The organism is Bradyrhizobium yuanmingense (assembly GCF_029167105.1).
Classification (GTDB): domain Bacteria; phylum Pseudomonadota; class Alphaproteobacteria; order Rhizobiales; family Xanthobacteraceae; genus Bradyrhizobium; species Bradyrhizobium yuanmingense_A.
The window spans coordinates 44054-70552 of record NZ_JARFML010000019.1; the positions used below are offsets into that span (position 1 = coordinate 44054).

Genomic DNA, 26499 nt, shown 5'->3' on the forward strand with positions numbered 1-26499 from the left:
GCCTTTGCGGTCGGGCCCTTCCCTCCTAAACTCTTGACGCCACCGGCATGGGTTCCAAAAGGCCCGGGAGAAGCGGAGTAGAAGTCATGCCCACCCCGGAAACCTTCCCGATCGAGAAGATCTTCGTTCCGACGAAGCAGAAGAAGGCCATCAAGCCAGAGACCGTCGCGGAGATCGCGGAAAGTATTCTGGACATCGGACAGCAGGCCCCCATTTCCCTTTGGCGCGACGGAGACCGCCTCGTTCTGGTCGAGGGACTGCATCGGCTCGAGGCCTGCAAGGCGCTCGGCGAGACGACCATTCTCGGCGTGCTGGTCCCGGCCGAGCTTGCCCAACACAAGCCGCAGCTCGCCGAGCGCCCCGAAGTCGAGGCCGAGCGCATCAAGATGGCGCGATTGAAACAGTTGCGACTTGAGAAGGAAGCCGCAGAGGCTGCGACGGCTGGCTTGAAGGGCGCTGGCGCATCACAGGCACAGCGCGCCCGTCCGGCGAAAGGCACCCGCGACAATCCGAAGGCAGCACCGGGCCGGATTGTGAAATCGAAACCGAAATCATTGTCGGACTGGATCACGCAGCAAAAGGGCAGCGGCGGCCGCTATTGATGGCGGACGCCGTCATTCCGGGGCGCGCCCTTGGGCGCGAGCCCGGAATCCATCGGGCGGCATGACGGGTGGCGCGATGGATTCCGGGTTCGCGCTTCGCGCGCCCCGGAATGACGGTGCTTTACTTAGGGCTGTTGCCACCGCATGACGGCCGCAATCCCAGGGATCGCGGCCATCTCTCCTCACCGATCAACCTGTCCGACTCACGCCGCCTTCGCCTGCTCCGGCGAGGCCGTCTCCATCGCGCGCATGTAGAGGTCGAGCAGGCTTTCCCGCTCGTCGCGCTCGTTCTTGTCTTCCTTGCGCAGCTTGATGATCTCCTTGAGGATCTTGGCGTCAAAGCCTTCGCCCTTGGCTTCCGCGAAGACTTCCTTCTTCTGTTCGCTCAATTCCTGCATTTCGCTGTCGAGGTTCTCGATCCGCTCGACGAAGGAACGGATCTTGCCGCCGGGAATGGTGATGTCGGACATGGTGCCTCTTTGCTGACTGAGGCCCTGAAAATGCCCGCAAAGAAATGACCAATGTGTTAACCGAGTTGCCGCACCCGATGCCATCGCGCCCGCGACCGGCAGGCATCGTCGGAGCAAGCGTAGCCCGGATGAGCGCAGCGATACCCGGGGAGACAAGCGGCAAAGAATCCCGGATTTCGCTACGCTCATTGGGGCTACCGGCTGATCGCTTTCAGTCCGCCGTTTCTATGCCGCAACGGACAACCAGGATGAAGCGTACGCCAACGGTCCGTCGTATGGCGCCCTTCTAAGGCGGCGACACATGCGGCCACCCCGCAGCTATCCGGACCGGCGACTTCTTGCCGGATACATCGAAAATGCAGCGGCAAAATCTCACCACATGGCCGCCACGCAAGCGACAGCCCAAAATCGCGATTTCAGCGCAAACGCGGCGGAGGCTCGCGGCTTCATCGATATTTGGGAGCCATTTGCAATGTTGAGTGCGGTGGACAACAAGCCAAAGGGAAAAGCCGGACGGCGCGGCGGCAAGAAGAAGGCCGGACATCGGACCGGGGCCGGCGAGCAACGCGCAAGTGCAGCGCATCAATTGCCGGATGCCCCGGCGGAGACCAAGCACGAGACCGAGCAAGAGCCTGGCCGACAGATCAGTGCGGAGATACCTTCGGCTGCAGCCTTGCCGGATGAGGCTTCCGCGATGGAGATCGCTGCAAGCCCGCCCGTCGCACCGGTCGAACCCTTCCAGGCCAGCACGCAGGCGATTGCCGACGCCTATAGCGGCTACATCAGGACCTCGCTTGAGCAAGCCTGGAATTTCCTGGGAAAGCTCGCGATGGCGCGTTCACCCGTCGAAGCCTTCGAGCTTCAGATGGCGTACGCGAAAGAGGCGTGCGACTCGTTTGTCGCCGAATCCCAGAAGATCGCCGAGCTGCAAGAACAATTGACCAGAGAAAGGGTCATGCATCTTGAGGGGTTTGTGGCGAGGCTCACCCAGACGACGCGCGAAATCCGCGCGATACGTCACTAACGGCAGCTGCCTATTGCGGCGCCGCGGCGCGTAGGGTGGGTTAGCTGGCAGTCGTGCGAAGCGCGGTCCGCCGGCGTAACCCACCACCTCTCCGCCGCCGAGATGAAAGAGGTGGGTTACGCTACGCGAACTGCGCTGCGCCGTCGGAGCTAACCCACCCTACGCGCCTAAGGACCGCCTGGAGTTCAGTACCCTGACTTCGTGCCGGTGGTCGACCCGGTGCTCGCGCCCGTGGTTTGACCCGTGGTTTGTCCTGTCGTTTTTCCTGGAGCGTAGCTCGACGCGCCGGGGCTGGTTCTCTTCGAGGACTTCGCCTGCTGCTTCTTCTTGTGTCCCGGAGCGTAGCTGGAAGCGCCCGGCTCGCCCTTCTGGGAACCCATTTGCTGCATCTCATGACCTGGCGTCTTGCTCGATACACCCTGAGCAAATACGGCCGGGGCTGTAGCCATGACAACAGCAGCCGAAAGCCCGATGATCATTGCTTTCATGTTGTCCTCCTCGAACAATCCCCCTCAAAGGAAACGGAATGGACTAGCGCCCGTTCCCCTCAGCGAACGTTCATGCGCCGCGGGGCTGGACGTCCCTTGGCGTCATTCGTTGATAAGCTTCAATCCGCTGGACTACCCTACGAAATGCGCTTTGCGCAGTCGCGGCACCAACCCCACCCTGCGCGCTCCCTCGCCCGCCATAATTTCTCCTTTGCACACGCGTTGTGTCTGATAGCAGCGAGACCTATCCTTCCCAAAGATCGGACTGCCTCCCATTGACGCCCGACGGGATGGAGAGCGCATCGATGCCTGAGACGAACGACCCCAAACCCGATACCGACAAGCCTGATGCGGCCAAGCCTGAAACCGGCAAGCCGGACGAGGCGCGCGCCGACGGTGGGCTGGCGCGGGCCTACGACAGGATCAAGAGCGCAGAGGAAGACCTGGCGCGGCTGGACCGCCTTGTTTCCGGAATGGAACGGAGCAGCGAAGCCCCGCGGACCTCGCACGCAAGCGCCGCCGCAACGGCAGCCGCCACCTCCGCAAACAAGGCGCCGACGCCGGATGCCAGGGTTCTAAACACCAAGCCTCGCGATCAGGGCCTGAAGGGAGACCGGGCGATGATGCGCGCTCTGGCTATTCTCGTGATGGCGATCGGCCTGCTCGGTGCCGCCGTCGCATCGCAATATGGCGACGAGGCGACATCGATCGGCAAGTCCATCATGGCGCGATGGGCTCCACCCGCGAGCGCACCCCCGCAAGCGACCGCCGCGGAAAGTCCGGAGCAGCCGGCGACGGTGCTGCTGGCGGCCGCGGATGAGCCGAGCCCGGTGCCTGCACCGCCGGGGCCTAAGGACGCGGAAAGCGCCCCGAAGCCCGGCGCCACGGCGGCCGAGCCGGCATCGTCCGAGCTCGCGCAATCGCTCAAGGCCATCACGAGCGAGCTTGCGAATATCAACGGCAAGCTCGAGCAGCTGAAGAGCCGCAGCGAGCAGACGCTGCGCGACCAGGCCGACACTATTCAACAGCTCAAGGCCGCGCAGGAGAAGGACGCGGCGGACAATGCGCGCCTCGCCGCGCAGGTCCAGGCGTTGCAAACGCAATTGAGCGCGTCATCGGCGCCATCCGCCTCTGCAGCCGCCAAGCCCGTCGTGCGCAGCGTGGTGAGCAACGACACGGCTGCGCGTGCCCGGGCGCACGTACCAGACGCCGCGCCACGACGGCCGAGGCCGCCGCCGCGAGGCCCCTGGATGCCGCCGCGCTATATGGCCGACCCTTATTATTACGGCGATCCGGATTGGTGAGCCCGTTTCGCGAAGGCGCGATTGGATTTGAAGTGCGTAGGGTGGGTTAGCCTGCGGCGGCGCGAAGCGCAGTCCGCTGGCGTAACCCGCCTCTTTGATTTCCGCGGAGGCAGACGTGGTGGGTTACGCTGCGCGAACTGCGCCTTGCGCAGTCGAGCAGCTAACCCACCCTACGCACCTACGCTCCCCTCAGCGTATCTCGCTCATCGTCACCTTGGCCGCGATCCCCGTCAGCTCGGGCTCTTGCGGCGCAAGCTCCTCATCGGAAGGGCCGACCGAGACTTCAGCCATTCTGCGTTTGACCTGTTCGCAGGTCTTGCGAACGTCTTCGGTGAACAGCGCGCATTCTTCGATACGCTTGAAGATCTTGCGTCCCTCTTCACGATAGCCTGCCGCCGTTTCTCGCATGAAGGCGATCGCATCATGAACCTGGGCCGTCAGCGCCTCGCATTTTTGCGCGGCGTCGATCAACTCGGTGCCCATGGCCTCGATCTCTTTTGCAGCGGACTCATAGTCGCGAATGACCGCCTCTGCACTGAGCGCACCGACCCGGGACACACCCGCGGTGTGCTCGACGTAATCAGGCAGATTAACTGAAGTAATGGAGCTTCCCGACCGGATCGAAGTGATGTCCGCTTCGAGTTGGACCAAGTTCACTCCGTCGCGTCTGTGCAATTGTTCGACACTTGCCATGACTGTCCTCCCAATACGCGCCTAGAACCCCAAGCAGCATTGGGTTTATTACGGGGATAAGTGCCGTTCTACCTCTATGTATTCTTGACAGTCTCCACTTTGCCACTTTTGCCCAATCGTCAACACTGCACGCAGAGATAACGAGCCAACAAACTTCAATTTGTCCGCGTACCTGTTCGAAGTGCACTCCCCGCCGCATCGGCGCCGGGCCATGGCGGGCACGATTACGTTCCGGGGGAGCGACGGTCGTCGGCGTCGAAGGCATTCCCGACGGCGGCGGGCGCAGGCTCGCCCCGCCCTGCATCCGCAGCACGATGGCGGCCGGCATCGCCCGCCGCGAAAATATCGTGCACCAGCCCGAGCTTCCCCAGCCCCAGGATGATCAGCCCGTTGATGTCCACCTCGTACCAGGCGTGCGAGAGATACGCATCCCGCGGAAAGCGGTGATGGTTGTTGTGCAGCCCCTCGCCGAACGTCAGCAGCGTGGTCACCAGCTCGTTGGTGGTGCCGTCATGGGTCTCGAAGCGGCGGTAGCCCCAGCGGCCGTCGCTGTGGCAAACCGAGTTCACCAGCGAGGTCGCCATCGTCATCAGGTAGCTGCGGAACAGGCCTGAGAACAGGATGCAGCCGATCATCGTGCGCACGCCGCCGAAGGCATAGCCGATGGCGCCGGGAATGATCAGCGCCGACAGCGCGTACCAGTACCAGCGCGTCCTGGTGAAGAACATCGCGATCGGGTCGGCCAGGATGTCCTTGGCGTAGTAGCTGGCGTCGGTCGTCTCGCGGTCCCACACCCAGCCGCCTTGGGCATGCGTCATGCCCTTGGCGAAACTGGAGTAGGGATTGCCGCCGCCATCGTAATAGGGGCTGTGCACGTCGCCGGGCCGGTCGGAGTGCAGATGGTGTCGCCGGTGGTTGCTCACCCATTTCAGGATCGAGCCCTGCACCGCCATGGTCGCGAGCGCGGCGAAGATCGTCCGCATCACCGGACCGCAGCGGAAGCTGCGATGCACGAAGTAGCGATGCATGAAGCCGATGCCGATCGTGGACATGATGAACGTGCCGGCGAACACCGAGACTTCGACCCAGCCGATGCCTTGCCAGAACGCCCAGACCAGCGCGGCGATCGAGCCGCCGACCATGATCGCGAAGGAGATGTAGGAATCGCGAAACTTGGCGTCGACCACCGGACCTTCGGTCAGCACGCCCGGCGGCATCTTCGGCTCCGAAAGCTGCTCCGACGCCACGCTCTCAACCACGCTCATGTCAGCCGATCCATTTACGCCAATGCACTTTTCTGCAGTGCAGCGTACAACCCCTGGTTATCAGAGGCAAGGACCCGGGCAGCCGTAGAAGCACGGGCGGTGCATTCTCTGCCGATAGAGCGTAGCGATCATGACGCAGATGCACGTCGTGCATCTGCTCAGCTCACCCACCCTCATGCGTCGGTCAGTTTCGCGTTGGTCGGTGCCTTCACCACCAATACGGCCAGCGCCATCCCTCATAGCGCACGTATGACGGCACCAGGGGCGGGCCGTAGGGATCGACCCGGTCGTCCTCGGGGCGATAGCGATAGCGTGGCACGATGTTGTAATCCCACGGCGTCGGCCTCAGCACCGGCGCGGTGACGATGAGCCGCTCCTGCGGCGCGCGAACGACGACGGCTCTCCGCGTCCGGGCTTCGGCGTCTGAGGTGGCAAGGCTGCTCAGCACCAGGGCGGTTCCGAGCGCGCAGGCGGCGGTCATCTTGGTCATGCGTTGGTCTCCTTCGCTGAAAGAGTGCAAAAGGATGCCAGGCGAGGCAAGCAAATTTCGCGCGAGATCTGGAAGATGGGCGCTGCCAGATTTTTGCGCCGCTGCCTCCGCCGTCATTGCGAGCGGAGCGAAGCAATCCAGACTGTCGCCCCGGCGGCAGTCTGGATTGCTTCGTCGCAAGGGCTCCTCGCAATGACGGCGAATATGACGCAAGAGTGGTCTGGATGAGCAACAGAACTCTCGGCTATCGGCACCTGCCTCTCACTCGCGCGCGCGGCGCAAGGCCTGATCCAGCTTCTGCCTCTGCTTGTCCCAGCGAGCCTGCTCGGCTTCGGCGCGCGCCTCGAGCGCGGCCCGCTCGGCTTCGATCGCCGCGGCCTTCGCGTCGTGCTCGCGCCGTGCCTTGTCGAGCGCTGCTTCCGCCGCGGCAACCGCCTTGTCGCGCCGCGCACGCTCCTTGGCGCGAGCGGCCTCTTCCTTGGCACGCGTTGCCTCGCGCCGCCGCTCCTCCTTCTCGAAAGCTGCGGCGGCCTTGCGAGCGGCCGCATCATCGATCTCGCGGGATGCATTCCGGGCCGTCTTGGCGGGGCGCTTCTTTGACGTCGGCTTGCTCTTGGCCTCGCTCTTGGACTTGCTCTTGGACTTGCGCTTGGGCTTGGCCTCGCCCTCGCCGAGATCGGTCGGCAGCTCCGCGCTCTCGGTGAACGGGCCGTCCGACCCCACCGGGCGCCTGAGCACCACGCCCGGCTTCGCCATGGTCGCGGCGACGACATCGGGATCGTCGGTCTCCCTGGCGACGCCCTGATGGAACAGATTGGAGCTGGCGCCCCAGGCGGCAAGCGCCGCCTTCATCGAGGGCGCGGCGATCGCCTGATCGTGGAAGCCGAGCGAGGTCTGGTAGGTCTTCAGCTTCTTTGGCATGTCGCTCCGATGTCGGCGCAGCTTTCCGCGCGCGAGCGTAGCCCGGATCGAGCAATGCACAATCCGGCACGCTCGGCGCTGGACTACGCTAGCGCTCCATCCAGGCTACGAACCTTCAAGCAACGCGTCATAGCCTTGCGCGCTGAACGCCAATAGACAAAAACCGTGCCCGAACGGATCGGCCAGCATCGCGATCCGGCCATAGGGCGCATCGCTCGCCGGCACTTCCAGGATCGCACCCGCAGCGAGCGCACGCGCGACGGCTGCGTCGACATCGTCGACGACGACGTCGATATGCACCGGCGTCCAGTGCCGCTCATAGCGGCGGCGGTCGCCGCCGGCGCCGATCGTGCCGGCCTGCTTGGTCAAGAGATACACCGGCGCCGGCCAACCGTTGAGCTCGACGAAGTCGGCGCCGAAGCGGCGGCCGACCGAGAGGCCGAAGGCTTCGGTGTAGAACGTCGTGGCTTTCGCCACGTCGGGAACGTCGATGTTGAGGAGGAAGCTCATGAGGGAACTCGTCGCAAGTTGCGAAGCGAGCGTAGCCCGGATCGAGCGTCAGCGTAATCCGGGATGGTGCCGCACACGACTGCGTTCCACCCGCTTCCATCGAAAAGCACCCCCGCCTTCGGACGAGCGCCACAATGGCATCATGCCATTGTTTTGCCCGACGGGTCAAATTTTATTCGAAATTACCGAAGTCAGGACAAACCCCAAGCAATTCCATACGGATGGCTACTGTGCATGGGGTTGTTTTCGCAACACTTGCTTGAGCCGGCCCTCGATTGCCGCTCAGGCTCAGAATCGGCCGCGAGTACCTGCCAGCTTTTCCTTGCTTTCCCGGTTCCCGCCTCTACGGTCGCGCCGCGAACGAACGAGCGAGACAAGACCCATCATGACCGACACGATGAAATGCCCGACCTGCAATTCCGAGCACGCCTATCAGGACCGCGATCTCTGGGTCTGCCCGGAATGCGGCCATGAATGGAGCGGCGCGGCGGACGCTGCCGCGGACACGGCGCAGGATACGGGCGTGCGCGATGCCAACGGCAATGTGCTCGCCGACGGCGACAGCGTCATCGTGATCAAGGATCTCAAGATCAAGGGCTCGTCCTCGGTCGTCAAGGGCGGCACCAAGGTGCGCAACATCCGCCTGCAGGACGCCAGCGACGGCCACAACATCGCCTGCAAGATCGACGGCATCGGCGCGATGAATCTGAAGTCGGAGTTCGTGAAGAAGGCGTGAGGTCCGCTAGCTTTGCCGCTGCGCCAGGTAGAACCCGCACAGCACCGTCACGAGGCCTGCCGTCTGCAGCATCGTCGGCGGCTCGCCAAGCAGCAGCCAGCCGGTGAGCAGCGTCAGCGCCGGCACGCAAGCCGGAAACACCGCGGCGCGGGCGACGCCGAGACGCTGGACCGAGACGGCGTAGAGATAGAGCGCGGCGGGGCCGGCAAGCACGCCCTGCGCCAGCGCCTGGATGGCGTTCTCGGTCATGCCGATTGATGCAATGTGCGCGAAGCCGATCGTGGCGACGTAGACCGGCACCAGCAGCAGCGACAGCACGTTGATCACGAGCGCAGCCGACACGGCCGAGACGCGCCATCGGCGCAGCATCGCGCCGAACCCGGCGAACATGAAGCCGGTGAGCACGAAGATCAGATCGCCCTGCACACCGTCGGTCCCGATATGCCCGATCGATTCCGCGCCGATCACGCCGAGGCCTCCGACGATGACGAGCGCGCCGGCGAGGCGCGAGGCGGAGATCCGCTCCTTCAGCACCACCGCCGCGAGCAGGAGGCCGCCGAGCGTCGCGCAAGAGGGCTGGATCACGCTGCCATGGCCGAGCGGGACGAACAGGAAGCCGATATACGAGATCAGCGACATCACGGGACCGCCGAGCACCATCAGCACGAGCCCCCTGCCCCAGCCGATGCCGCAGAGATCGGAGAGTCCGGCGCGCAACACCAGGGGCAGGAAGGCGATCCCCGACCAGACATAGCGATGCACCAGCAGATCGACCGGCGTGAAGCCGGCCTTGAGGCCGTGCCGCGTGGCGGCAAAGCCGAGCGCCCAGAACAGCGCCGCGGCAAGCCCGCAGGCCACGCCGAGCAGTGCCGGCGCTGCATCGTTCTTCTGAGTGAGAGCGTCGGCGCCGCTCGTCCGCTGATCCATGGATCACTCGATATGTCGGCGCGCCGAGCCGCTCAACCCACGCGGTTGCAGGTCAGGCACGCAGGCATCATCGTGGCGGGCGCTGCGGCCCGCTGCTCGACATGTGCGGCACCGAGCACGCGCACCTGAAGCGGCGAAACCGGAAATCCGTTGGCGCCGGCTGCGACGTGGCGCCTCTACAGGAGGTGCTCAGCCGCCGAGCACGTTGCCCCAGCCATCGAAGAGATAGGTCTTCCAGGCCACGGTTCCATCCGCGCCGGGCCGGCTGGCGCGCCGGTAGTCGTCGGCCTGATCGGCGGTCCAGGTGATGATCGTGTCGGAGAGACGATCGTGGAGAATGGCGGGCTCGGTGGGGTCGAAGGCGTCCATGGGACGAAGCGAGGGGTGCGTCATGGCGCCTCCAACGCACCAGCAGCAACAAAGTTGCGGCAATGGTGAATGGAACCGGGCGTTGCACCTCGGCCACAGTCGCCCCGAAAAGCCCGCACTCCCCGATTTGCGCCATTGCGCCGCCACACCGTGGCCCGAACAATCGACGTGCTGCGTGCCTTTCCGTGCAAGACTGTTTCGTCAGACTGTTTGCATCATCACTGTTCGGGCAGGATCGTTCGAGCAGACCGTTTGGAGGCAGGGATCATGAACGATCGGCGGTCTCTTCTGGTGGCGGTGTCGTGTCCCTCGGCCGTTCTCGCCGGCTGGCTGGCATTGTCTCTCTCCGCCTATGCGCCTGCGCTCATCGAAAACAGCGCCGCCAATGCGGCCGCGATCATGCGGGCCAAGGATCTCAGCCGCATCGACCTCGCCGACGTGCCGCGCGCTGCGACCCTTGAGGACCCCGTCGCCTTGGCCGCCGACATCGCGGCCACCGTCACTGCGCTGCCCGACCCTGCCGCGCCGGCAGAGGCAACGCCGGAAGAGCCCGCCTCCACCATCAAGCTTGCCTCGGCCGACCCGGCGCTGATCCTGCCGGCGGAAGCCGTGCCCGCGCCGCCGATCTTGCCTGAACCGGAGCCCGTCGTCAGCGAGGTTGCCCCCGCCCCTCTGCCCGAGCCCGTCAAGCTCGCATCCGCCGATCCCACCGAGATCGTGACGACGGACGCCTTGTCCGCCGCGGCGATCGCGAGCGGCCCCGTCGCGCCTGCGGGCAAGGCGTCCCCGCCTGCCGACAACATCGCCGTGCTCGACGAATGCTTCGTCATGGAAACCTGCATCGACCGCTACCTCTGGGCGCTCTATCAGCGCACCGCCAAGGAAGACACGATGAAGGTGCAGGAGCGGCGCGCCGTCACGATCAAGCGCAAGGGCAAGACCGTCACCGTGATGCGCAGCTTCACCAAGCTGGTCGATCAGGACTTCACCTGGAAGGATCCGCATGCGGCCGAGCGCGCCGGCATGTCGATGATGGACTACGTCATCGGCGGCATGGACAAGAGCTTCAAGCAGAAGCTGTTCCGCATGATGCTCGCGGCCGAAGCCGCCGGCCTGTCGCCGGGCATCACCAGCGCGTTCCGCGACGACTATCGGCAGTCGATCGCGAGCGGCCTGAAGGCCGCCTCCAACCGCTCCTATCACGGCGGCAGCACGCGCGGCGGCTACGGTCACGGCATGGCGGCCGACATCGTGAGCACGCAAGGCAACAGTCGGGCGCAGCGCTGGGTCTCGACTGAGATCCTGTGGAAGTGGGTCGATGCCAACGGCAAGGCGTACGGCATCGGCCGGCCCTATCTCGGCCGCGATCCGCCGCATGTCGGCCCGATCGACGGCCAGGAATATATCTCGAAGCGCGGCACCTCCGATCGCAAGGACGTTGCCGGCGCCAAGCCGAAGAAGACGCAGGGCCTCGCGAGCGCCAAGCCGCCGAAGGCTGACGTCGCGCGCGAGCAGAAGGGCCCGGCGGCCAAGCCGCAGAAATCGGCGCAATCGGCCGGCAAGCGCGCGACCTGACGGTTTACGGCTTGCGCTCCGCCATCGGCAGCGGCACCAGCCGCATCTCGGCCGAGCCGGCGTCCTGCGTGCGCACCAGCACGGCAAAGACCGTGTCGACCGCGCGCCGTACCGCCAACTCCATTGCTTCGCCCTTGGCCAGATGCGCCGCGATCAGCCCGCTGAGGAGGTCGCCGGTGCCGTAGGGGCGGATCGGCAGGCGCGGCGTCGCAAAGCGCGACAATCGCCCTTCAGTGCACAGGATCGTCTCCACCTGCCCCGCCGCCGTGTCAGCGAGGGTGCAGCCGGTGGCGACGACGGCGGTGCGGCCTGCCCCTGCCAGCACCGCGCAGGCCGCGCTGAGGCTCTCGGCGTCGGCAATTGCGGCCCCAGAGAGCAGCTCGAGCTCGAACTGGTTCGGCGTCGTCAGGTTCGCCGCCGGCAGCAACCGGTGGCGGAGCACGTCCAGGATGCCGTCCGCGACATAGACGCGGCCGTCGTCACCGATCACGGGATCGCAAAGATAGACGAGCTTCCCATTGCGCGTGCGCGCACGCTCGACGAAATCGGCGATCACGGCGGCATTGCCGGGCGAGCCTAGATAGCCGGTGACGAGCACCGCGGCCTCGTCGACCAGGCCGCGCTCCTCCACGCCCTTGAGGAGATCGGCGACGAGCTCGGTCTCCAGCACCCGCCCGCGCAGGCTCGGATAGCGCGGATGGTTGGACAGCAGCGTCGTCGGCACCGCAGCGACGTTCACGCCCTCCGCCTGCATGGCATAGGCGGCCGCGCTGTTGCCGACATGGCCGTGGACCACCTGGCTCTGGATGGAGATGACGAGCATGAAAGAGGTCCGTACGGACAAACGTGGGGCGATGCAAGTGTAGCCGGATCTCGCTTCAGCGTCGGGTCAATTCCCCCAGATAGGCGCAGAACATGTCGGCCAGCCCGTCGGCATGGCGCGCAATCTCGGCTTCGCTGCGCGGCGTTTCCGAAAATCGCTTGCCCACCTCGCTGAGCGTTGTCGTGATCAGTTCGCCAGCGAGGCCGCGCGTCGCGTTGGAAGCTTTGGGCAGCGCCTCTCGCATGAAGGCATCGACAATGCCCTTGCTGGCAGCCCGGGCCTCGCGCGCTTCGGGCGCGTCACGATAGAGCGGCGCGGCGTCGTTGAGAGCCGTTCGCATCGCAGCCTCCTCGCACTCGGAGCGGATGAAGGCATGGACCAGCGCACGCAATCGCGCCGGTGGCGGCTTGGCGCGATCGGCGAGGATACCGCGCAGCAGCTCGCTCGTATGCCGCCACTCGTCGCTCTGGAGACGAAACAGGATCGCGGCCTTGTTTGGAAAATATTGATAGAGCGACCCGACGCTCACCCCGGCCCGCTCAGCCACCCGCGCCGTGGTGAAACGCTGCGCGCCCTCCTTCGCCAGAACCTGAACAGCAGCATCCAGAATGGCCGCCACCAGCTCCGTCGAGCGGGCTTGTTGCGGCTGTTTTCGTGAGGAAATTGAACGGCTTCGACGGTCGGCCATGGCTCGCTTCGGCAATGCGAATAGGAAATGCGACGAATTAGTCGTATTTCAATCGGCGCGCAAGGACGCGCTTCTTTCGCCAACTCTGGAGACCTTCGAATGACCACCCCGACCATCACGTCGCTTGCGCCGCTACTGGACCGCCTGTTCGGCGAAGCCGAGGCAGCAAGCGAGGCAACGGAAGCCGCAGTCGCAGATCTGTCCGACGCAGAGCGGGAGCGGATGATGCGGAGCAAGACCGAGTACCGCGATCTCTATGGACGCCTGAAGGACGCACCGCTTCCGGTCTCCCGCGAGACCGGAGCGCTGCTCTACATGCTGGCGCGCAGCTCCCGCGCCCGGTCCATTGTCGAGTTCGGCGCCTCGTTCGGTATCTCGACACTGCACCTCGCCGCGGGCCTGCGCGACAACGGCGGCGGGCGCCTCATCACCAGCGAGTTCGAGCCGTCCAAGGCGGCGCGCGCGCGAGACAACCTCTCGGCCGGCGGCTTGATCGATCTCGTCGACATTCGCGAAGGCGACGCTCAGCACCGATCTGCCCGATACGATCGATCTCGTACTGCTTGACGGTGCCAAAGCACTCTACCCCGAGATCCTGGATCTGGTCGAAGGCCGGCTCCGGCCGGGGGCGATCATCGTCGCCGACAACGCCGACGACAGCCCTGACTATCTGGCGCGGGTGCGCGCGCCCGGCAGCAGCTACATGTCCACGGCCTTTGCCGAAAGACGTCGAGCTCTCGGTGCGGATCAGTTAGGGCCGCATCAAAGCATCGAGGCATCTCGAGCCGCCGTACGAGCGTCGCGCGGCGGCTTCGCGTTGGCTCGAGCCGAAGTCACCGGGTCCCGTCGGCAATGTCGCAGGTTCGTCATTCGCACGTGATATTCGCGACAACCGCGCGGTATCTTCATCATGCCGAGAGGCCCATGACCTCCGCCTTCAACGCCTATACGGCTCTCGCCCTCGCCATCGTGTTCGAGGTCACCGCGTCGGCGTTCCTGCAGCAGTCCGCGCAGTTCACCCGTCCCTGGCCGACGCTGGCGATGGTGCTGTTCTACGTCGCCTCGTTCTACGCGCTCTCGGTGGCGATCCGGGTGATCCCGTTGAGCATCGCCTATGCGATCTGGGGCGGGGTCGGCATCATCCTGACCGCCACCGTCTCATTCGTGCTGTTCCGCCAGATCCTGGACGCCGCAGCCTTCGTCGGCATCGCGCTGATCGTATCAGGGGTGGTGATCATCAACCTGTTCTCGGAGACCACCGTGCGTTGATGCGCGCGGTGCCGACTCTGAGCAAGAGGTCGCGCCCCACCATCACGCTGCGGACAGCTGATCGAGCTCGGACGGCGCGTAGGCCTTGCCATCCTGGTCGGTGACGACCACCCGCCACCCCTCGCTCGCCCACACTTTCGCCTTCGCCACGATGAGCAACCGGCTCTCGCGGGCGAAACTGTACTTTTCGTTGTCGCGTTCTGCGACCATCTTGTAGGCCAATTCGCATCCCCTTGCGTCGCCCTGCACCCGGCCTTTTCGTGGCAGCGGGCTTTGGCGGCAATTCGCCGGGAGCGTGGCAATTTGGTGCCATCCACGAGGCCTGTGGCTGGCCCCGTGCCGTCGCAACAGAGCCGATCTCGTTGCCTCGGATCGGCGCTAGTGCACGCGGATAATATGCGGGCGGCCGAGATTGATCAGGCCCTGCACCGCCGAAAGGCGGTCATTGAGGGCTGCGATGGTGAGCAGCAGATTGTTGCGACGCTCATCGAGTATTCCCATTTCTGCGCCCGACAGCTTGGTGCCCGCCCGCTCCTTGTGGATCTCCTCGAGGGATTCGCGCAGTCCGGCAATCAGGCCGGCCAGCTGCTTGGCCTCCTTGGTCATCGACCGCTTCGCGACATTTTGCTGACGGCGCGTCTCCGCTTGGTTCTGTCTCATCGTCATCCTCCGGTGCCCCGCTGCCCCGAGTGGATGCTTACAGCTTTGGATAGACATATTACGATCGATGAAATCTGCCCGCGAAGAACTTTCTTAAATTGTACGCGCACGGAACCCGATCGCGCGGGAGCGGAAAGCCCGGCACCAAGGCCGGGCTTTCGTTGCGGCTAGCCAGAGCTCGGCTGCGGAAACGCGGGCGGAACGGCGCGCGCGCGCTTTCGGCGTCAGCTCACCGGCAGCATGAAGGCGTCGAAGAACGAGGCCAGCCCGGCAAAATCGTCGAGCGGCAGAACGGTCGCGACATACTGGTCGGGCCGCACCACGACCATGCAGCCGGCTGTCCGATCGATGCCGCGCATCGTGAAGACGTCGTGGCCGCTCTTGAGATCCGGGCAGAACATCTTCTCGTAGTCGTACAAGCCGTAACGGCCTTTGCTCGGGAGCAACATCGGCGGCATTGCCTCGATGGCGAGCTCGCGATGGTCCTGCTGAAACACCGCGCGCAGATCGATCACGCTGTCGATGTCAGCTCCAACAGGCGTATATCGACGGATAGGCGACTTCCGGGACTCCGCGAGGAAATTGCACAAGGCACGAATGGCCGAGCCCGACGCTGCGGGGTTCTCAGCGGGCGAGAACGCGTAGATGCGGAAGCGGCCATCGGCCCGTGCGGCATGGCCGAGATGCACCGGCTTGGCATCCGCCAGCCGGATCACCGGTGCGGAATGGAAGCGCGTGCCGATAATGAGGCCCTGCGCGAGGTGCTGATGCGTGGCCGCGCCGGTGAGCATCGACGGCCTGTAATGCGTTGCCGTGCCCGCGGTAAAACGTCCGTGCCGGACGAAATAGTCCTGCGTTTTGGCGGCATCGGCGCCGCCGGCCTTGGCGGCGGTGGCGAGGATACTCGCCCATTCGCGATCGAAATCGATCAGCTCCTTCGCGACTGCATGGCGCTCGGCCGAATAGGAATGCAACAGGCTTGGCGCACATTGCCTCCTCAGCACGGCAGCGAGCTTCCAGCCGAGATTGAAGGCATCCTGCATCGAAACGTTCATGCCCTGCCCGGCCTTCGGGCTGTGGGTGTGGCAGGCATCGCCGGCGATGAAGATGCGCGGCTGGCGCGTCTCGACCTCGCCCTCCGGCACGTCGTCGAACTTGTCGGTGAGGCGCTGGCCGATTTCGTAGACCGACCACCAGGCGATCTCCTTCACCTCGAGCCGATGCGGCTTCAGGACCCGCTGCGCTTTCGCAATCACGTCGGCGGCGGTGATGTTGCGATTGGCGACGCGTTCGCCGACATCGAGCTTGGCGAGCTCGACATAGATGCGGACCATGTAGCCGCCTTCGCGCGGGATGATCAGCAGGCTGCCGTCCTTGGCCGACTGGATCAGCGACTTGAAGCGGATGTCCGGAAAATCGGTCACGGCCAGCACGTCCATCACGCCCCAGGCGTGGTTGGCGGAATCACCGTGCAGCTCGCGCCCGATCGATTTGCGCACCGTGCTGCGGGCGCCGTCGCAACCGACGACATAGCGGGCCTTGATCGTCTCGACCTTGCCCTCGTTCGCGGCATCGACGCGTTCGAGGCGCACGGTCACGGCATGATCGTCGGCACCGGCGGCCGGATCGACATTCACATCGAGCACGCGCCGGCTGTAATACGGCGCGAGCTTCGCCGGCGACTTGCGCATGACGTCGAGAAAGCAATCATGGACGCGCGCCTGGTTCAGGATGAGGTGCGGGAATTCCGACAGCCCGTCCTCGACGTCCTGCACCCGGCCGCTGCGGACGATCTTCTCGGGCGCCGCTTCATCCGGCTTCCAGAACGTGGTCTCGTTGACCCAACAGGCCTCCTTCAGCACACGCTCGCTGAAGCCATAGGCGTGGAACATCTCCATGGTGCGGCAGGCGATGCCGTCGGCCTGACCGACCAGCAGGCGGTCCGGCTTCTGCTCGACGATGCACGTCCTGATGTCGGGGAATTGCGCGAGCTGGGCGGCGAGCGTCAGGCCGGCCGGCCCGCAGCCGACGATGAGGACATCGACCTTGCCAGGCACGGCGCCCGCCGCTCCCGATGCCTGAACGCGCGCGGCGGGATCGGCGATTTCAGGGTCGCCCGGCTGAAATCCATTGAGATGGAACTGCATGAGCACCTCTCCCGCCAAATTCTGCTTGGTTATTGCTCAGTATGCTGATTATCAGTATACTTGTCAATGATCCGCACCGCTCTGCCCCGGAGGAGATTTCGGTGAAAGACAACAACGACATGCCCGGACATCTGGCGCGCCGCTTCCACCAGATCTCGGTCGCGGTGTTCCTGGCCGAGGTCGAGGACGCCGGCTTCGATCTCACGCCGGTGCAATACGCCGCGCTTGCGACCATAAAGGCCAATCCGGGGCTCGATCAGGTGACGCTCGCCGGATTGATCGCCTACGATCGCACCACCATCACCGGCGTGATCGATCGCCTCGTCCAGAAGGGCCTCGCGGAGCGGCGCCCCTCCAGCCGCGACCGCCGCGCGCGTGAGCTCGAGATCACCGACGAGGGCCGCCGCACGCTGCGCAAGATCACCCCGGCCGTCGAATCCGCGCAGCGCATCATGCTGCGCGGCCTCAGCGCGAAAGAGGGTGAGGAGCTGATGCGGCTGCTGCGCAAGGCCATCGCCGCCGGCAACGAGCTCAGCCGCGCGCCGCTGCGCGATGCGCAGCTCTGATCTCGGACCATGTTCGTAATTGTCGCAGCGCACGAAACCAGGAACTAACCTTCGGCTGCTAACGTCGGCCGCATTGGGGCGCTTAACGCGCGATTAACTTTGCGGGGCGGAGTTTCGGATGTTCAGGTTCCTCGTTGTGGCCGCGGCCGTCGCGCTCTCGACCGTTCAGGCGGTCGCAGGGGGCCATGGCGGCGGCGATCCTCCTCCGCCGAAGGTCGAGGCGCCAACGGCTCCCGCGAAGGTGATCCTGACCAAACAGGGGCCCAAGCTCGTCGATCTCAACGGCATGACGCTCTACTATTACGAGCGCGACACCACGGGAAAGACGTCGAACTGCAACGGCAAGTGCATCGAGAGCTGGGTGCCGCTCGCCGCAACGGCCGACTCCAGGGCCGTCGGCGACTTCACCGTGATCAGCCGCAACGACGGCAGCAAGATGTGGGCCTATCGTTATCGTCCGCTCTACACCTCGCCCGCCGACAAGGCGCCCGGCGACGCCAACGGCAACGCCACGACGCTGCAATGGCGGGTCGCCCGGCCTGAGAACTAGAGCGTGACAACGCACCAAGACTCGAACTGACCGGCGCGGACCTCAGCCGCGCCAGCGTCCACCCGCCTCGGCCTGCGCGCTCTGCCCCGGCGGCAGCACCACGACCATCGAATTGAGCTTCACCCGGTCGTAGAGATCGATGACGTCCTCGTTGCGCATCCGGATGCAGCCGGACGAGATCGCCTGCCCGATATATTCGGGCTGGTTAGTGCCGTGGATGCGGTAGAGCGTGTCCTTGTTGCCGACATAGAGATAGATGCCCCGCGCGCCCAGCGGATTGGCGGGCCCGCCTGGAACGCGCGCGGGATAGGGACCGAGCCGCGCCTGGATATCCGCGGTGGGGACCCAGTCCGGCCATTCCGCCAATCGGCCGACCCGCGCGACGCCGGAGAACGCCATGGCTTCCTCGCCGACCGCAACGCCGTAGCGGATCGCCTTGCCCTCGGGCAGCACGTAATAGAGGTAGCGCGCGTCGGTATCGACCAGGATCGTGCCCGGCTGCTCCTTGCGGTGGTAATCGACGATGTGACGCAGATATTGCTCGGGTACGTTCGCCTTGGCGTAAGGCGCGTGCGCGAGCAACTGACGGTCGCGCGGCGTCATGCTCGCATCCGTCGATGGCGAAAGTGTCGTCTGCATGCAGCCGCCGAGCGGCAACAGGGCTGCGACGAACAAAACGAGTAGAGATCTTGGCACCGCCGGCCCCCCGATAGCGGAATAACAACGCCCCCGCCGTCGCCAGATATTGCCAAAATCGTGCTGAAAACAAGGCGGTGCAGGAACACATGCGCGTGTTCGGCAAATCGGGTTCCATCACCACAAAGGGCGGAAGAGTGTCGCATCATCTCCATCCCCTCGCCTTGCTTTGGCCAAACCCGGCTGGACTCGTGCGGCATGGGGACCGGGGATGGGCTCACCTCGGATCAGCCCCGCGCCAATGCGGATGCCTTAACCTCGAACACTGGGCTTCAAAGGAGCTGCGATGCTCGCGACGCTGAACGCCAAGCAAATCGTCGATGAGATCGTCAAGGACACGGTCAAGGACAACGATCCTCACGACGCGGTCCAGATCTCGCCTGAGATCGTGCGGGCCTCGCGCCCCGCCAGCGTGTCGCCTGCGCTGGCGCCGGAGATCGCGCCGCGTCCGGAGCCCAGGATTGCCCCGGAACCCAAGTTTGCCCCGCAGCCCAAGGTCACGCCGAAGTTCAGTCTGGAGCCGGCGCGCGCGCCCGAGCCCACCATCAGCGTCGTCTACGGAAAGTCTGCCGCCGCACCGTCAATCGACACCGCTGTCCGCGTCACGTCCAGCGATGGTCCCGTGATGAAGAAGCGGTCCTCGGTCGGCAAGTGGCTGCGCGGGGCGTTCGTCACGTTCCTGCTTGCCGGCGCCAGCGTGGCCGCCAGCATCGCCTGGGAGAAGCACGGCGACACAGCAAAGCAGTTGCTGGCCGAATGGACGCCGGCGCTGACCTCGCTGCTGCCGACGACCTCGTTGCTGTCTGCGACACCGCAGCAAAGCGCGCCGGTCGCCGCCGCCCAGGCTGGGCCGACCACAGCGGAAGCCGCGTCCAACCAAACGGCAGATCAAGCTGCTGCGCCGCCCGCAGCTCAGCTTGCTGCGGCTGCGCCCGCGGCACCACAGTCGATCGACGCGGCGCAGTCGGTGCAATCGATGACACGCGATCTCGCCGCCATGGCGCAGCAGATCGAGCAGCTCAAGGCCAACATCGCCGAGTTGAAGGCCGGACAGGAGCAGATGGCGCGCGAGATGGCGAGGCCTCCCGCAGCGAAGCCGGTCACCGAGGCGAGGCCGCCGGTCGATCCGCGCGCACGCGCAGCCGCCCTCCCGCCGCAGCCTGCGGCGCCGCCGGTTCGCAAGCCCAAGCCGCCTGTAACGCGGACCTACATGCCGGCCTCTTCGCCCGCGCCGCTCGCGCCTCCGCCGCCGCTATCGCAGGCCGCCGCCGCCACGCCGCCGGCTGCGCCGACCACGACGACGCAGGCCGTTGCCGATGACGACGGACCTATCGTGCGTCCGCCGATGCCGCTGCGCTAGAGCACGATCCGAACCCGAGGGGCCGCGTCAGCGCAAAGTGCGCAGCGGTCTTCCGAAAAGATCATGCTCAAACAACATCAACCTGCAGCGCGATGACGATTCATCCTGATCGCATCGCGCTTTAGAGCAACGATGCAGCCTTGCTGTCACGCGCTCACGCACGCTGTCCGAGTCGATGTGAATCGTTAACTCCGGGCGATTACGGTGAGCGACGTCTCGCTCAAGAGAAAAGGCCGTCGGGATCTATGCCGGCGGCCTTCTCTTGCAGCTGCCGGTTCCCGGAGCCCGGTTCTGCTGCAATTCCATGCCTAATGATCACGCGGGCATATTTAATAAACTCTTAACGAGCCCGCACGTTGCACATCATTTCTGCGCCATAAGCCCAGAGATTGCGCGCTCTGTTCATTCGATAGATGTCGACTCAGTGATACCATCCGACATGTGTTGAGACTTGCACTGAAGCTCAGATCGTCACACCGGGGAATTCGGATGCCCTACTATTATTTCGATCTCGTGGTTGGTGAAGAGTTCAAGAACCAGGGTGGGATCATCCTCGAGGACATCGAGGTTGCCTCCGATCGCGCCGATCAATTGGCTTGCGAGCTGTCGCAGGTGAAGCCGGAGCTGCAGCAGAAGGGTTGCGCGGTGCGCGTCACCGATCGCGATCACAACGAGCTCTATCGCACGCCGCTCGATCCAGTGCCGGCCTGGCAGCGCTAATCCAGCACCGGTGCCTCGAACCAGTTCGTCAGCGACAATCCGCCGTCGACGACGAAGGCTGCGCCGGTGACGTAAGCGGACAGCTTGTTCGACAGCACCGTGAGCGCCATCGGTGCGAGGTCCTTGGCCTCGCCGAGACGCCCAAGCGGAATGTGCCGCGCCAGCGCGGGATCGGCGACGAACCCGCCGGCTGCGACCGCGCCGGGAACTAGAGCGTTGACGCGGATGTCGTAACGCCCGAGCGTCTTTGCGAGCTCCTTCACCAGCATCGCCATGGCGGCCTTGGCCGTCGAGTAATGCGCGAGGTTGCGCGGCGTGCCCGCATGGAGCGAGGTCAAGAATAGGAACGAGCCCGGCCGCTTCGCCGCGATCAGCCGTTTGGCGAGCCCGCGCGCCAGGTGAAAGCCGGCATCGAGATTGACGGCATGCATCTCCTGCCAGGTGTTGCGATCGACAGCGAGCAAGTGATCCGCCTCGCGCCGCGGCGGCGAGGCGCTGTGGACGAAATGCGTGACCTCGCCCAGCGCCGAATGTGCTGATGACAGCAGCTCATCGCAGGCCTCGAGGCTGGCGAGATTGCCGACCCAGGGCACGGCGAGACCTGGCCTCTCGCTCGCGCCGATCGCGGCACGCACCCGCTCGGCGCTGACATCCGCGAACACGGTGCGGATGCCCTCGCCGACCAGGCCGAGCGCGATCGCGCGGCCGATGCCGTTGCCCGCGCCGGTGACGAGCGCGGTGTCGCGGGTGGGATCGAACGGCGTGCTGAACAGGCTCATGTCGCGCTCCGATGTTGGGGAGCGCAGGTTAGCCCACAGGGCCGAGCGGCGACAATTGTGTCCCGGTCCCATTGCCGAGCGGCGCGCCGGACGCTAGCCTCTCGATAAAATGGAGGAGGTCCCAGGGATGCGCACCGGTTTTCTGATGACGGGCCTGTTGCTGTTGGCCGCGCCGGCCCTCGCGGGCGAGGCGCCGCCGCGATCGACCTATGTGACGATGGTCTTGCAAGCCTTCGCCGCCAAGGTCGAGTGCCCCAACACCGATCTCGCCTATCAGGACCTCGTGCAGAGAGCGCAGCAGATGCACCTGCCCGACGGCACCACCGAGAAGGTGCGCAAGGCGATCGCCTGGATGCATACCGGCGGCAAGATGGGCGAGAAGCAGGACGATGATCTGATGGCGGAGGTCGCGATCGCGACCAAGGCGACCGACATGGACCAGCGCCGGCTCGGCATGTCCGGCTGGTGCGAAGCCCAGAAGACCAATCTCGCCGGCCTGATCCGCAGCAAGGGCGGCTAACGCGCCGCTCCCGTTAAGCACGCCGCGACGGAACCTCTGCCGCGGCCAAAAATCGTCATAATTTTTCACAGCATGCGGCCTCTTTCCGAATTCGAACAGGAGGTCCTCATGCGGAGTTTCCATTTCGTTTTCGCCGGCGCGATTGCAGCCGCCGCGGTGCTGACTGCGCCCGCACTGGCGAGAAATTCCGACGCCCAGAAGGGCGGGGAAAAGTCCACCTCGCCGTCCTGCAGTGCCTATCAGCAGGCGCCGGACGGCTCGTGGGAACCGCTGCCCTGCAGGGAATCGGGCGAGCGCGCGCAGCCGCAGACACAGAATCGCACGTCGTCGCAAGGCGCCGATCGCGGCGAGCGTTGAGGACGCTCGCGCCTTCCGATGTCAGCCTTGATGCGGGCCGCGCATGATCTTCATGGCGTCCACGATGTGGCGCCATTCCCTGGCCTCATCGGCCTCGCCGCGGCCCTCGCAGGCCTGGGCCTGCTCAGCGGCCTTCGCGATCGCAGCAAAGCCGTGCTGTTCGAGCATCTGCCGGGCAAGTGTATGGACCTGGACCTCGGACATCATGGGCGCTCTCCCGTCTGATCAGCCGCGGTGCAACGCTGCCGCGGGTGGTTCACAACGGTCGAGGCGCGGGGCGCGTTCCGTCCAAACGATCTGAGCGGCAAGACAAAGGCGGCCCGCCATGCCCGGCGGACCGCCTTCTCACCCACCCCAAATCGGGAGTCTGCGGGCCGCGTCCCCTACGCGACCGCCACCTTCTTGCGCTCGAAATCGTTGGGCACCTCGATGTCGACCTCGAGGGTCGAGACCTCGTCGCCGCGTTCGAGCCGGACGATGACCTTGGTCGGGTCCAGCGTCACATGCTTGGACACGACCGCGAGAATTTCCTCACGCAGCACGCCGAGCAGATCGGGCTGGCCGCGCATTCCACGTTCATGGGCAAGCAGGATCTGCAGCCGTTCGCGAGCGACGGGTGCCGAGGCCTTCTTGCCGCGGAGAAGTCGAAGCAGACCCATGCTCATGCAGCCCTCCGTCGCAGCAGGCGGTCCATAAATCCTCTGCGCTCGGCAGGAACGTGCATCGTCACGTTCTCGCCGCAGAGGCGCTTGGCCGCGTCCATATAGGCTCGTGCCGGCGCTCCATCGGCATTCGACAGAGTCACAGGCGTTCCGACGTTGGAGGCCTTCAACACGTCCTGGCTCTCGGGGATGATGCCGAGCAAGGGCGTGGCAAGGATCTCCAGGATGTCATCGATGGTCAGCATCTCGCCGCGCGCGGCGCGGGAGGCATCGTAGCGGGTGATGAGAATGTGCTTCTCGACGCGCTCGCCCTTCTCGGCCCGCACCGTCTTGGAATCGAGCATGCCGATGATGCGGTCGGAATCGCGCACCGAGGAGACTTCCGGATTGGTGACAATCACGGCCTCGTCGGCAAAGCGCATCGCCATGGAGGCGCCGCGCTCGATGCCGGCCGGGCTGTCGCAGATCACCCAGTCGAACCGGCTGCGCAAATCGGCGATGACCTTGCCGACGCCCTCTTCGGTCAGCGCGTCCTTGTCGCGGGTTTGGGACGCCGGCAGCAGCCACAAATTCTCCAGCCGCTTGTCCTTGATCAGCGCCTGCGGGAGTTTGGCGACGCCCTGCACCACGTTGATGAGATCGAACACGACGCGGCGCTCGGCGCCCATCACGAGGTCGAGGTTGCGCAGGCCGACGTCGAAATCGACGACGACGACCTTGTCGCCGCGCTGTGCGAGCGCCGCTCCCAGCGCGGCCGTGGTCGTGGTCTTGCCGACCCCGCCCTTGCCTGATGTCACGACCAGTACCTTGGCCATCTCGATTATCTCCTTCTGGTCAGTTCAGCGCTGTAATTCGCATGGTGTTGCCTTGCAGGAAGGCCTGGGCCGGCCGGCCGCGCAAAGCTTCGTCGATGTCCTCGGCGGTCTGATAAAATCCGTCGATTGCAAGCAGTTCGGCCTCGATCTTCTGGCAATAGATGCGCGCGCTGGTGTGACCGTTGACGCCCGCCATGGCGCGGCCGCGCAGCGCGCCGTAGACGTGGATGGAGCCGCCGGCGACGACCTCGGCGCCGGAGCCGACCGAGCCGAGAATGGTGACGTCGCCTTCCGGGAAGATCACGGTCTGGCCCGAGCGCACGGGGGTTTCGAGCAGCAGCGACGTCGGCTTGGTCTCGACCTTCACCTCGGCCTTCTTCGGCGCGCTCGGCTCGACCACGCAGCTGCGTCCGCCCGACAGCAGCGGCGGCATCATCGGCGTCAGCCTTCCCTCCTCCACACCCTCGATGCCGAGCACGCGGATGTTGCGGTCCTGCAGGCTGGTGAGCAGATGGCCGATGCCGGCCTGGCTGAGATCGACCGAGGACAGGTCGATTACCACCGGCCGGCCGGCGAAAAAGCCGGGCGAGCGCGCAATCGTGGCGTCGATCTCGTGCAGCCAGTCCTGGACCGGAACCGTCGGCGTGAACACGAAAGCCACATAGGAGCGCCCGCGCAGGCGCACCATCTGACGTTGGACCTTTGCTGCAGCCTCCATGGTGGCCGACTCGTTCCCTGTTATTGAATGGTTAACGATGCGGCCGATATGGTTAATGGCTGGTTAATGTCTCCGTGGGGTTACGTAAGATGGGCCCCTCGCCCCGGCGTGTCCCGGACAAGCAGCAGCGCATAAGCGTTGCTGCGCCGAGCCGGGACCAGAGGGGACACGGAACGGCGCCATGGGTGGGCCCCGGCTCAGCAGCGCACCGTCGCACCGGACGATGCTTCGCATCGCCGGGGAGACGCTGCGCTGCGTCCGGGCACGAGAGTGAAAGACGTCGCTCAGCTCTTGTTGCGCATCTTGCCGAGCAGATAATTGTCGTAAAAATTCTCCGCGATCTGCGTGTAGAACAACAGCTCCTTCATATAAGCGTCGTGGCTCTCCTTGGTCCGCTTGAACAGATCGCTCTTGGCGGCGAGTTCGTTCAGATGGTCCTGGGTCGCGTTGTAGCAGGCCTCCAGCACCGGTTGCGGGAACGCCTTCAGCTCCGCGCCGCCTGCGATCAGGCGCTTGAGCGCCGCCGGATTGACGCTGTCGTATTTTTCCAGCATCCAGGCGCCGGCCGCCGCGCCAGCCTGGTTGACGATCGCCTGATATTGCTTGGGCAGCGAAGCCCATTTCTCGTCGTTGACGATCATGTGCAACATGGCGCCGCCTTCCCACCAGCCGGGGAAGTAATAGTACTTGGCGACTTTCTGGAAACCGAGCTTCTCGTCGTCATAGGGACCGACGAACTCGGCGGCATCGATCGTGCCCTTCTCGAGGGCTGGATACACGTCGCCACCGGCGATCTGCTGCGGCACCACGCCGAGCCTTGCCAGCACATGGCCGCCCATGCCTGCGATGCGGAATTTGAGTCCCTTGAGGTCGTCGACGGTCTTGATCTCCTTGCGGAACCAGCCGCCCATCTGGGTGCCGGAATTGCCGCAGAGGATGGCGTGCGCCTTGAACGGCTTGAGCGCCTCGTTGGTGAGGTCTGCGCCGCCGCCGAAATGCCACCACGATTCCTGGTGGCGATGGTTCATGCCGAACGGCGCGCCGGTGGCATAGGCCAGCGCCGGCTCCTTGCCGATGTAGAAATAGAGCGGGGTCTGCGCCATTTCGACCGATGCGGTGCTGACCGCATCGAGCGCCTGCAGGCCCGGAACGATCTCGCCGGCCGCAAACGTCTGGATCTGGAATTTGTTGTCGGTGGCCTCGGCAACATATTTCGCAAAGGTCTGCGCCGTGCCGAAGATGGTGTCGAGCGATTTCGGGAAGCTCGAGGTCAGGCGCCATTTGATCTCGGGCGCGCTCTGCGCGATCGCAGGTGCAGCAACCAACGTGGTCGCGCCGGCGACCACGCCACCTTGCAGGAATGTACGCCGTTTCATGATGAGGATTCTCCCTGGAAGCAGGTTTGAAAAGTATGGCTGTGCGGCGACGGTCTTTGCGGACCGTTTGCCCCTTCCCACGGTGGAGTTCAAGATGCGAGAAGGCCTGTAGCCCGCTTCACAGCAGCTTGGCGCTGACGAACAGCGCGCGCACGGCGTTGGTTGCCTGCACCGCCAGCATGGCGTTACCGGCGGCGCCTTCCAGGGCCGCGACGGCGTCCTCGTGCAGCGAGCGAAATTCCATCCACTCGACCGATTTGAAGTTGGTCAGGAATTGATAGGCCTGACCGACGGTCGCGATCGCCAGCGTGTCGCCGTTCAGCTTGATCTTGAACGTCGTGCGCAGCGGGGTTTCGGAACTGGATGGATCACTCATGGGCTGCTTCTGGACGAGGACGGCTTAACGAAGGGGAAACGGC

General features: G+C 65.0%; 34 protein-coding genes and 1 pseudogene. 13 read left to right on the forward strand and 22 right to left on the reverse strand.

The features are described 5' to 3' along the window. The first annotated feature begins 86 nt into the window (after nucleotides 1-86). Complete coding sequence (locus P0R31_RS23840; protein ID WP_275516647.1) at nucleotides 87-602, forward strand: ParB N-terminal domain-containing protein; 516 nt, start codon at nucleotides 87-89, stop codon at nucleotides 600-602. 203 nt (nucleotides 603-805) lie between these two features. Here P0R31_RS23840 and P0R31_RS23845 read toward each other — a convergent pair whose 3' ends face one another. Next, nucleotides 806-1072 carry a DUF2312 domain-containing protein gene (locus P0R31_RS23845; RefSeq protein ID WP_275516648.1) on the reverse strand — a complete coding sequence of 89 codons (267 nt, stop codon included), beginning with the start codon at nucleotides 1070-1072 and terminating at the stop codon, nucleotides 806-808. A 301-nt stretch (nucleotides 1073-1373) separates the two neighbouring features. Here P0R31_RS23845 and P0R31_RS23850 point away from each other — a divergent pair, with 301 nt between their 5' ends. Then, the gene (locus P0R31_RS23850; protein ID WP_275516649.1) at nucleotides 1374-2096 is read left to right on the forward strand and encodes a phasin family protein; all 723 of its coding nucleotides are present in this window, start codon (nucleotides 1374-1376) and stop codon (nucleotides 2094-2096) included. A gap of 185 nt (nucleotides 2097-2281) precedes the next feature. Here the strand turns inward: P0R31_RS23850 and P0R31_RS23855 are convergent, their stop codons facing one another. Next, nucleotides 2282-2584 (reverse strand): hypothetical protein, encoded by a 303-nt coding sequence (locus P0R31_RS23855; protein ID WP_275516650.1) that lies wholly within the window; start codon nucleotides 2582-2584, stop codon nucleotides 2282-2284. A gap of 305 nt (nucleotides 2585-2889) precedes the next feature. On the opposite strand from P0R31_RS23855, the gene P0R31_RS23860 reads away from it, so the two are divergent. Then, complete coding sequence (locus P0R31_RS23860) at nucleotides 2890-3888, forward strand: hypothetical protein (protein WP_430516856.1); 999 nt, start codon at nucleotides 2890-2892, stop codon at nucleotides 3886-3888. Nucleotides 3889-4077: 189 nt separating this feature from the next. Here P0R31_RS23860 and P0R31_RS23865 read toward each other — a convergent pair whose 3' ends face one another. The 5 genes from P0R31_RS23865 to P0R31_RS23885 all read right to left on the reverse strand — a co-directional run bounded on the left by P0R31_RS23865 (nucleotide 4078) and on the right by P0R31_RS23885 (nucleotide 7767). After that, entirely contained in the window at nucleotides 4078-4581 is a 504-nt protein-coding gene (locus tag P0R31_RS23865) for a hypothetical protein (RefSeq protein WP_036033716.1), read from the reverse strand. Between the two features lie 224 nt (nucleotides 4582-4805). After that, on the reverse strand, nucleotides 4806-5846 hold the full coding sequence (locus tag P0R31_RS23870; RefSeq protein WP_275516651.1) for an acyl-CoA desaturase: 1041 nt from the start codon (nucleotides 5844-5846) through the stop codon (nucleotides 4806-4808). 208 nt (nucleotides 5847-6054) lie between these two features. After that, entirely contained in the window at nucleotides 6055-6336 is a 282-nt protein-coding gene (locus tag P0R31_RS23875; RefSeq protein ID WP_036033721.1) for a hypothetical protein, read from the reverse strand. 261 nt (nucleotides 6337-6597) lie between these two features. After that, nucleotides 6598-7257: a cell envelope biogenesis protein TolA gene (locus P0R31_RS23880; protein WP_275516652.1), complete on the reverse strand. Its 660-nt coding sequence runs from the start codon at nucleotides 7255-7257 to the stop codon at nucleotides 6598-6600. 105 nt (nucleotides 7258-7362) lie between these two features. After that, complete coding sequence (locus P0R31_RS23885) at nucleotides 7363-7767, reverse strand: VOC family protein (RefSeq protein WP_275516653.1); 405 nt, start codon at nucleotides 7765-7767, stop codon at nucleotides 7363-7365. Between the two features lie 385 nt (nucleotides 7768-8152). Here P0R31_RS23885 and P0R31_RS23890 point away from each other — a divergent pair, with 385 nt between their 5' ends. Further along, nucleotides 8153-8503 (forward strand): zinc ribbon domain-containing protein YjdM, encoded by a 351-nt coding sequence (locus tag P0R31_RS23890; RefSeq protein WP_275516654.1) that lies wholly within the window; start codon nucleotides 8153-8155, stop codon nucleotides 8501-8503. Between the two features lie 6 nt (nucleotides 8504-8509). Here the strand turns inward: P0R31_RS23890 and P0R31_RS23895 are convergent, their stop codons facing one another. Beyond that, nucleotides 8510-9430: a DMT family transporter gene (locus P0R31_RS23895; RefSeq protein ID WP_275516656.1), complete on the reverse strand. Its 921-nt coding sequence runs from the start codon at nucleotides 9428-9430 to the stop codon at nucleotides 8510-8512. A 189-nt stretch (nucleotides 9431-9619) separates the two neighbouring features. After that, nucleotides 9620-9823, reverse strand: coding sequence for a hypothetical protein (locus P0R31_RS23900; protein ID WP_275516657.1), 204 nt, complete (start codon nucleotides 9821-9823; stop codon nucleotides 9620-9622). 243 nt (nucleotides 9824-10066) lie between these two features. On the opposite strand from P0R31_RS23900, the gene P0R31_RS23905 reads away from it, so the two are divergent. Beyond that, complete coding sequence (locus P0R31_RS23905; RefSeq protein ID WP_275516658.1) at nucleotides 10067-11374, forward strand: hypothetical protein; 1308 nt, start codon at nucleotides 10067-10069, stop codon at nucleotides 11372-11374. Between the two features lie 4 nt (nucleotides 11375-11378). Here the strand turns inward: P0R31_RS23905 and pdxY are convergent, their stop codons facing one another. Both pdxY and P0R31_RS23915 read right to left on the reverse strand, forming a co-directional pair. Beyond that, nucleotides 11379-12197, reverse strand: a complete 819-nt coding sequence (pdxY, locus tag P0R31_RS23910) for a pyridoxal kinase (RefSeq protein ID WP_275516660.1) — start codon at nucleotides 12195-12197, stop codon at nucleotides 11379-11381. Between the two features lie 55 nt (nucleotides 12198-12252). Beyond that, nucleotides 12253-12885 carry a TetR family transcriptional regulator gene (locus tag P0R31_RS23915; protein ID WP_275516661.1) on the reverse strand — a complete coding sequence of 211 codons (633 nt, stop codon included), beginning with the start codon at nucleotides 12883-12885 and terminating at the stop codon, nucleotides 12253-12255. A 99-nt stretch (nucleotides 12886-12984) separates the two neighbouring features. On the opposite strand from P0R31_RS23915, the pseudogene P0R31_RS23920 reads away from it, so the two are divergent. Next, a pseudogene (locus P0R31_RS23920) lies at nucleotides 12985-13640 on the forward strand (O-methyltransferase). Nucleotides 13641-13809: 169 nt separating this feature from the next. Beyond that, nucleotides 13810-14154: a DMT family transporter gene (locus P0R31_RS23925; protein ID WP_025035970.1), complete on the forward strand. Its 345-nt coding sequence runs from the start codon at nucleotides 13810-13812 to the stop codon at nucleotides 14152-14154. Nucleotides 14155-14196: 42 nt separating this feature from the next. On the opposite strand, the gene P0R31_RS23930 is transcribed toward P0R31_RS23925, so the two are convergent. The 3 genes from P0R31_RS23930 to P0R31_RS23940 all read right to left on the reverse strand — a co-directional run bounded on the left by P0R31_RS23930 (nucleotide 14197) and on the right by P0R31_RS23940 (nucleotide 16961). Continuing rightward, nucleotides 14197-14403 carry a hypothetical protein gene (locus P0R31_RS23930; RefSeq protein WP_036000235.1) on the reverse strand — a complete coding sequence of 69 codons (207 nt, stop codon included), beginning with the start codon at nucleotides 14401-14403 and terminating at the stop codon, nucleotides 14197-14199. A gap of 129 nt (nucleotides 14404-14532) precedes the next feature. Next, on the reverse strand, nucleotides 14533-14814 hold the full coding sequence (locus P0R31_RS23935) for a hypothetical protein (RefSeq protein WP_343299335.1): 282 nt from the start codon (nucleotides 14812-14814) through the stop codon (nucleotides 14533-14535). A gap of 224 nt (nucleotides 14815-15038) precedes the next feature. After that, the gene (locus P0R31_RS23940; protein WP_275516665.1) at nucleotides 15039-16961 is read right to left on the reverse strand and encodes an FAD-binding monooxygenase; all 1923 of its coding nucleotides are present in this window, start codon (nucleotides 16959-16961) and stop codon (nucleotides 15039-15041) included. A gap of 101 nt (nucleotides 16962-17062) precedes the next feature. Here P0R31_RS23940 and P0R31_RS23945 point away from each other — a divergent pair, with 101 nt between their 5' ends. Next, on the forward strand, nucleotides 17063-17527 hold the full coding sequence (locus P0R31_RS23945) for a MarR family winged helix-turn-helix transcriptional regulator (protein WP_275516666.1): 465 nt from the start codon (nucleotides 17063-17065) through the stop codon (nucleotides 17525-17527). 118 nt (nucleotides 17528-17645) lie between these two features. Next, nucleotides 17646-18077, forward strand: coding sequence for a COG4315 family predicted lipoprotein (locus tag P0R31_RS23950; RefSeq protein WP_275516667.1), 432 nt, complete (start codon nucleotides 17646-17648; stop codon nucleotides 18075-18077). 42 nt (nucleotides 18078-18119) lie between these two features. Here P0R31_RS23950 and P0R31_RS23955 read toward each other — a convergent pair whose 3' ends face one another. After that, nucleotides 18120-18716 (reverse strand): L,D-transpeptidase, encoded by a 597-nt coding sequence (locus tag P0R31_RS23955; RefSeq protein ID WP_275516668.1) that lies wholly within the window; start codon nucleotides 18714-18716, stop codon nucleotides 18120-18122. A 343-nt stretch (nucleotides 18717-19059) separates the two neighbouring features. Here P0R31_RS23955 and P0R31_RS23960 point away from each other — a divergent pair, with 343 nt between their 5' ends. Next, nucleotides 19060-20133 (forward strand): hypothetical protein, encoded by a 1074-nt coding sequence (locus P0R31_RS23960; RefSeq protein WP_275516669.1) that lies wholly within the window; start codon nucleotides 19060-19062, stop codon nucleotides 20131-20133. Between the two features lie 489 nt (nucleotides 20134-20622). Further along, nucleotides 20623-20853 carry a DUF6894 family protein gene (locus tag P0R31_RS23965; protein WP_025035960.1) on the forward strand — a complete coding sequence of 77 codons (231 nt, stop codon included), beginning with the start codon at nucleotides 20623-20625 and terminating at the stop codon, nucleotides 20851-20853. Here P0R31_RS23965 and P0R31_RS23970 read toward each other — a convergent pair. Next, entirely contained in the window at nucleotides 20850-21632 is a 783-nt protein-coding gene (locus P0R31_RS23970) for an SDR family NAD(P)-dependent oxidoreductase (RefSeq protein WP_275516671.1), read from the reverse strand. The two genes, P0R31_RS23965 and P0R31_RS23970, sit on opposite strands and share 4 nt — an antisense overlap. Nucleotides 21633-21759: 127 nt before the next feature. Here P0R31_RS23970 and P0R31_RS23975 point away from each other — a divergent pair, with 127 nt between their 5' ends. Together P0R31_RS23975 and P0R31_RS23980 are read left to right on the forward strand one after the other, a co-directional pair. After that, a complete protein-coding gene (locus tag P0R31_RS23975) occupies nucleotides 21760-22152 on the forward strand; it encodes a hypothetical protein (protein ID WP_275516672.1) in 393 nt (130 codons plus the stop codon). Between the two features lie 108 nt (nucleotides 22153-22260). Next, the gene (locus P0R31_RS23980) at nucleotides 22261-22509 is read left to right on the forward strand and encodes a hypothetical protein (protein WP_275516673.1); all 249 of its coding nucleotides are present in this window, start codon (nucleotides 22261-22263) and stop codon (nucleotides 22507-22509) included. Between the two features lie 21 nt (nucleotides 22510-22530). Here the strand turns inward: P0R31_RS23980 and P0R31_RS23985 are convergent, their stop codons facing one another. The 6 genes from P0R31_RS23985 to P0R31_RS24010 all read right to left on the reverse strand — a co-directional run bounded on the left by P0R31_RS23985 (nucleotide 22531) and on the right by P0R31_RS24010 (nucleotide 26456). Next, complete coding sequence (locus P0R31_RS23985) at nucleotides 22531-22716, reverse strand: hypothetical protein (protein WP_025035956.1); 186 nt, start codon at nucleotides 22714-22716, stop codon at nucleotides 22531-22533. A 176-nt stretch (nucleotides 22717-22892) separates the two neighbouring features. Continuing rightward, nucleotides 22893-23174, reverse strand: a complete 282-nt coding sequence (minE, locus tag P0R31_RS23990) for a cell division topological specificity factor MinE (protein WP_035703963.1) — start codon at nucleotides 23172-23174, stop codon at nucleotides 22893-22895. Next, nucleotides 23171-23986, reverse strand: a complete 816-nt coding sequence (gene minD, locus P0R31_RS23995; RefSeq protein ID WP_275516676.1) for a septum site-determining protein MinD — start codon at nucleotides 23984-23986, stop codon at nucleotides 23171-23173. The genes minE and minD overlap by 4 nt, the downstream gene beginning before the upstream one ends. 19 nt (nucleotides 23987-24005) lie before the next feature. Then, nucleotides 24006-24704 carry a septum site-determining protein MinC gene (gene minC / locus P0R31_RS24000; RefSeq protein WP_275516677.1) on the reverse strand — a complete coding sequence of 233 codons (699 nt, stop codon included), beginning with the start codon at nucleotides 24702-24704 and terminating at the stop codon, nucleotides 24006-24008. 284 nt (nucleotides 24705-24988) lie between these two features. Then, the gene (locus P0R31_RS24005; RefSeq protein WP_275516679.1) at nucleotides 24989-26080 is read right to left on the reverse strand and encodes a TRAP transporter substrate-binding protein; all 1092 of its coding nucleotides are present in this window, start codon (nucleotides 26078-26080) and stop codon (nucleotides 24989-24991) included. A 118-nt stretch (nucleotides 26081-26198) separates the two neighbouring features. Further along, the gene (locus P0R31_RS24010; protein ID WP_024338019.1) at nucleotides 26199-26456 is read right to left on the reverse strand and encodes a hypothetical protein; all 258 of its coding nucleotides are present in this window, start codon (nucleotides 26454-26456) and stop codon (nucleotides 26199-26201) included. Between the last annotated feature and the right edge of the window lie 43 nt (nucleotides 26457-26499).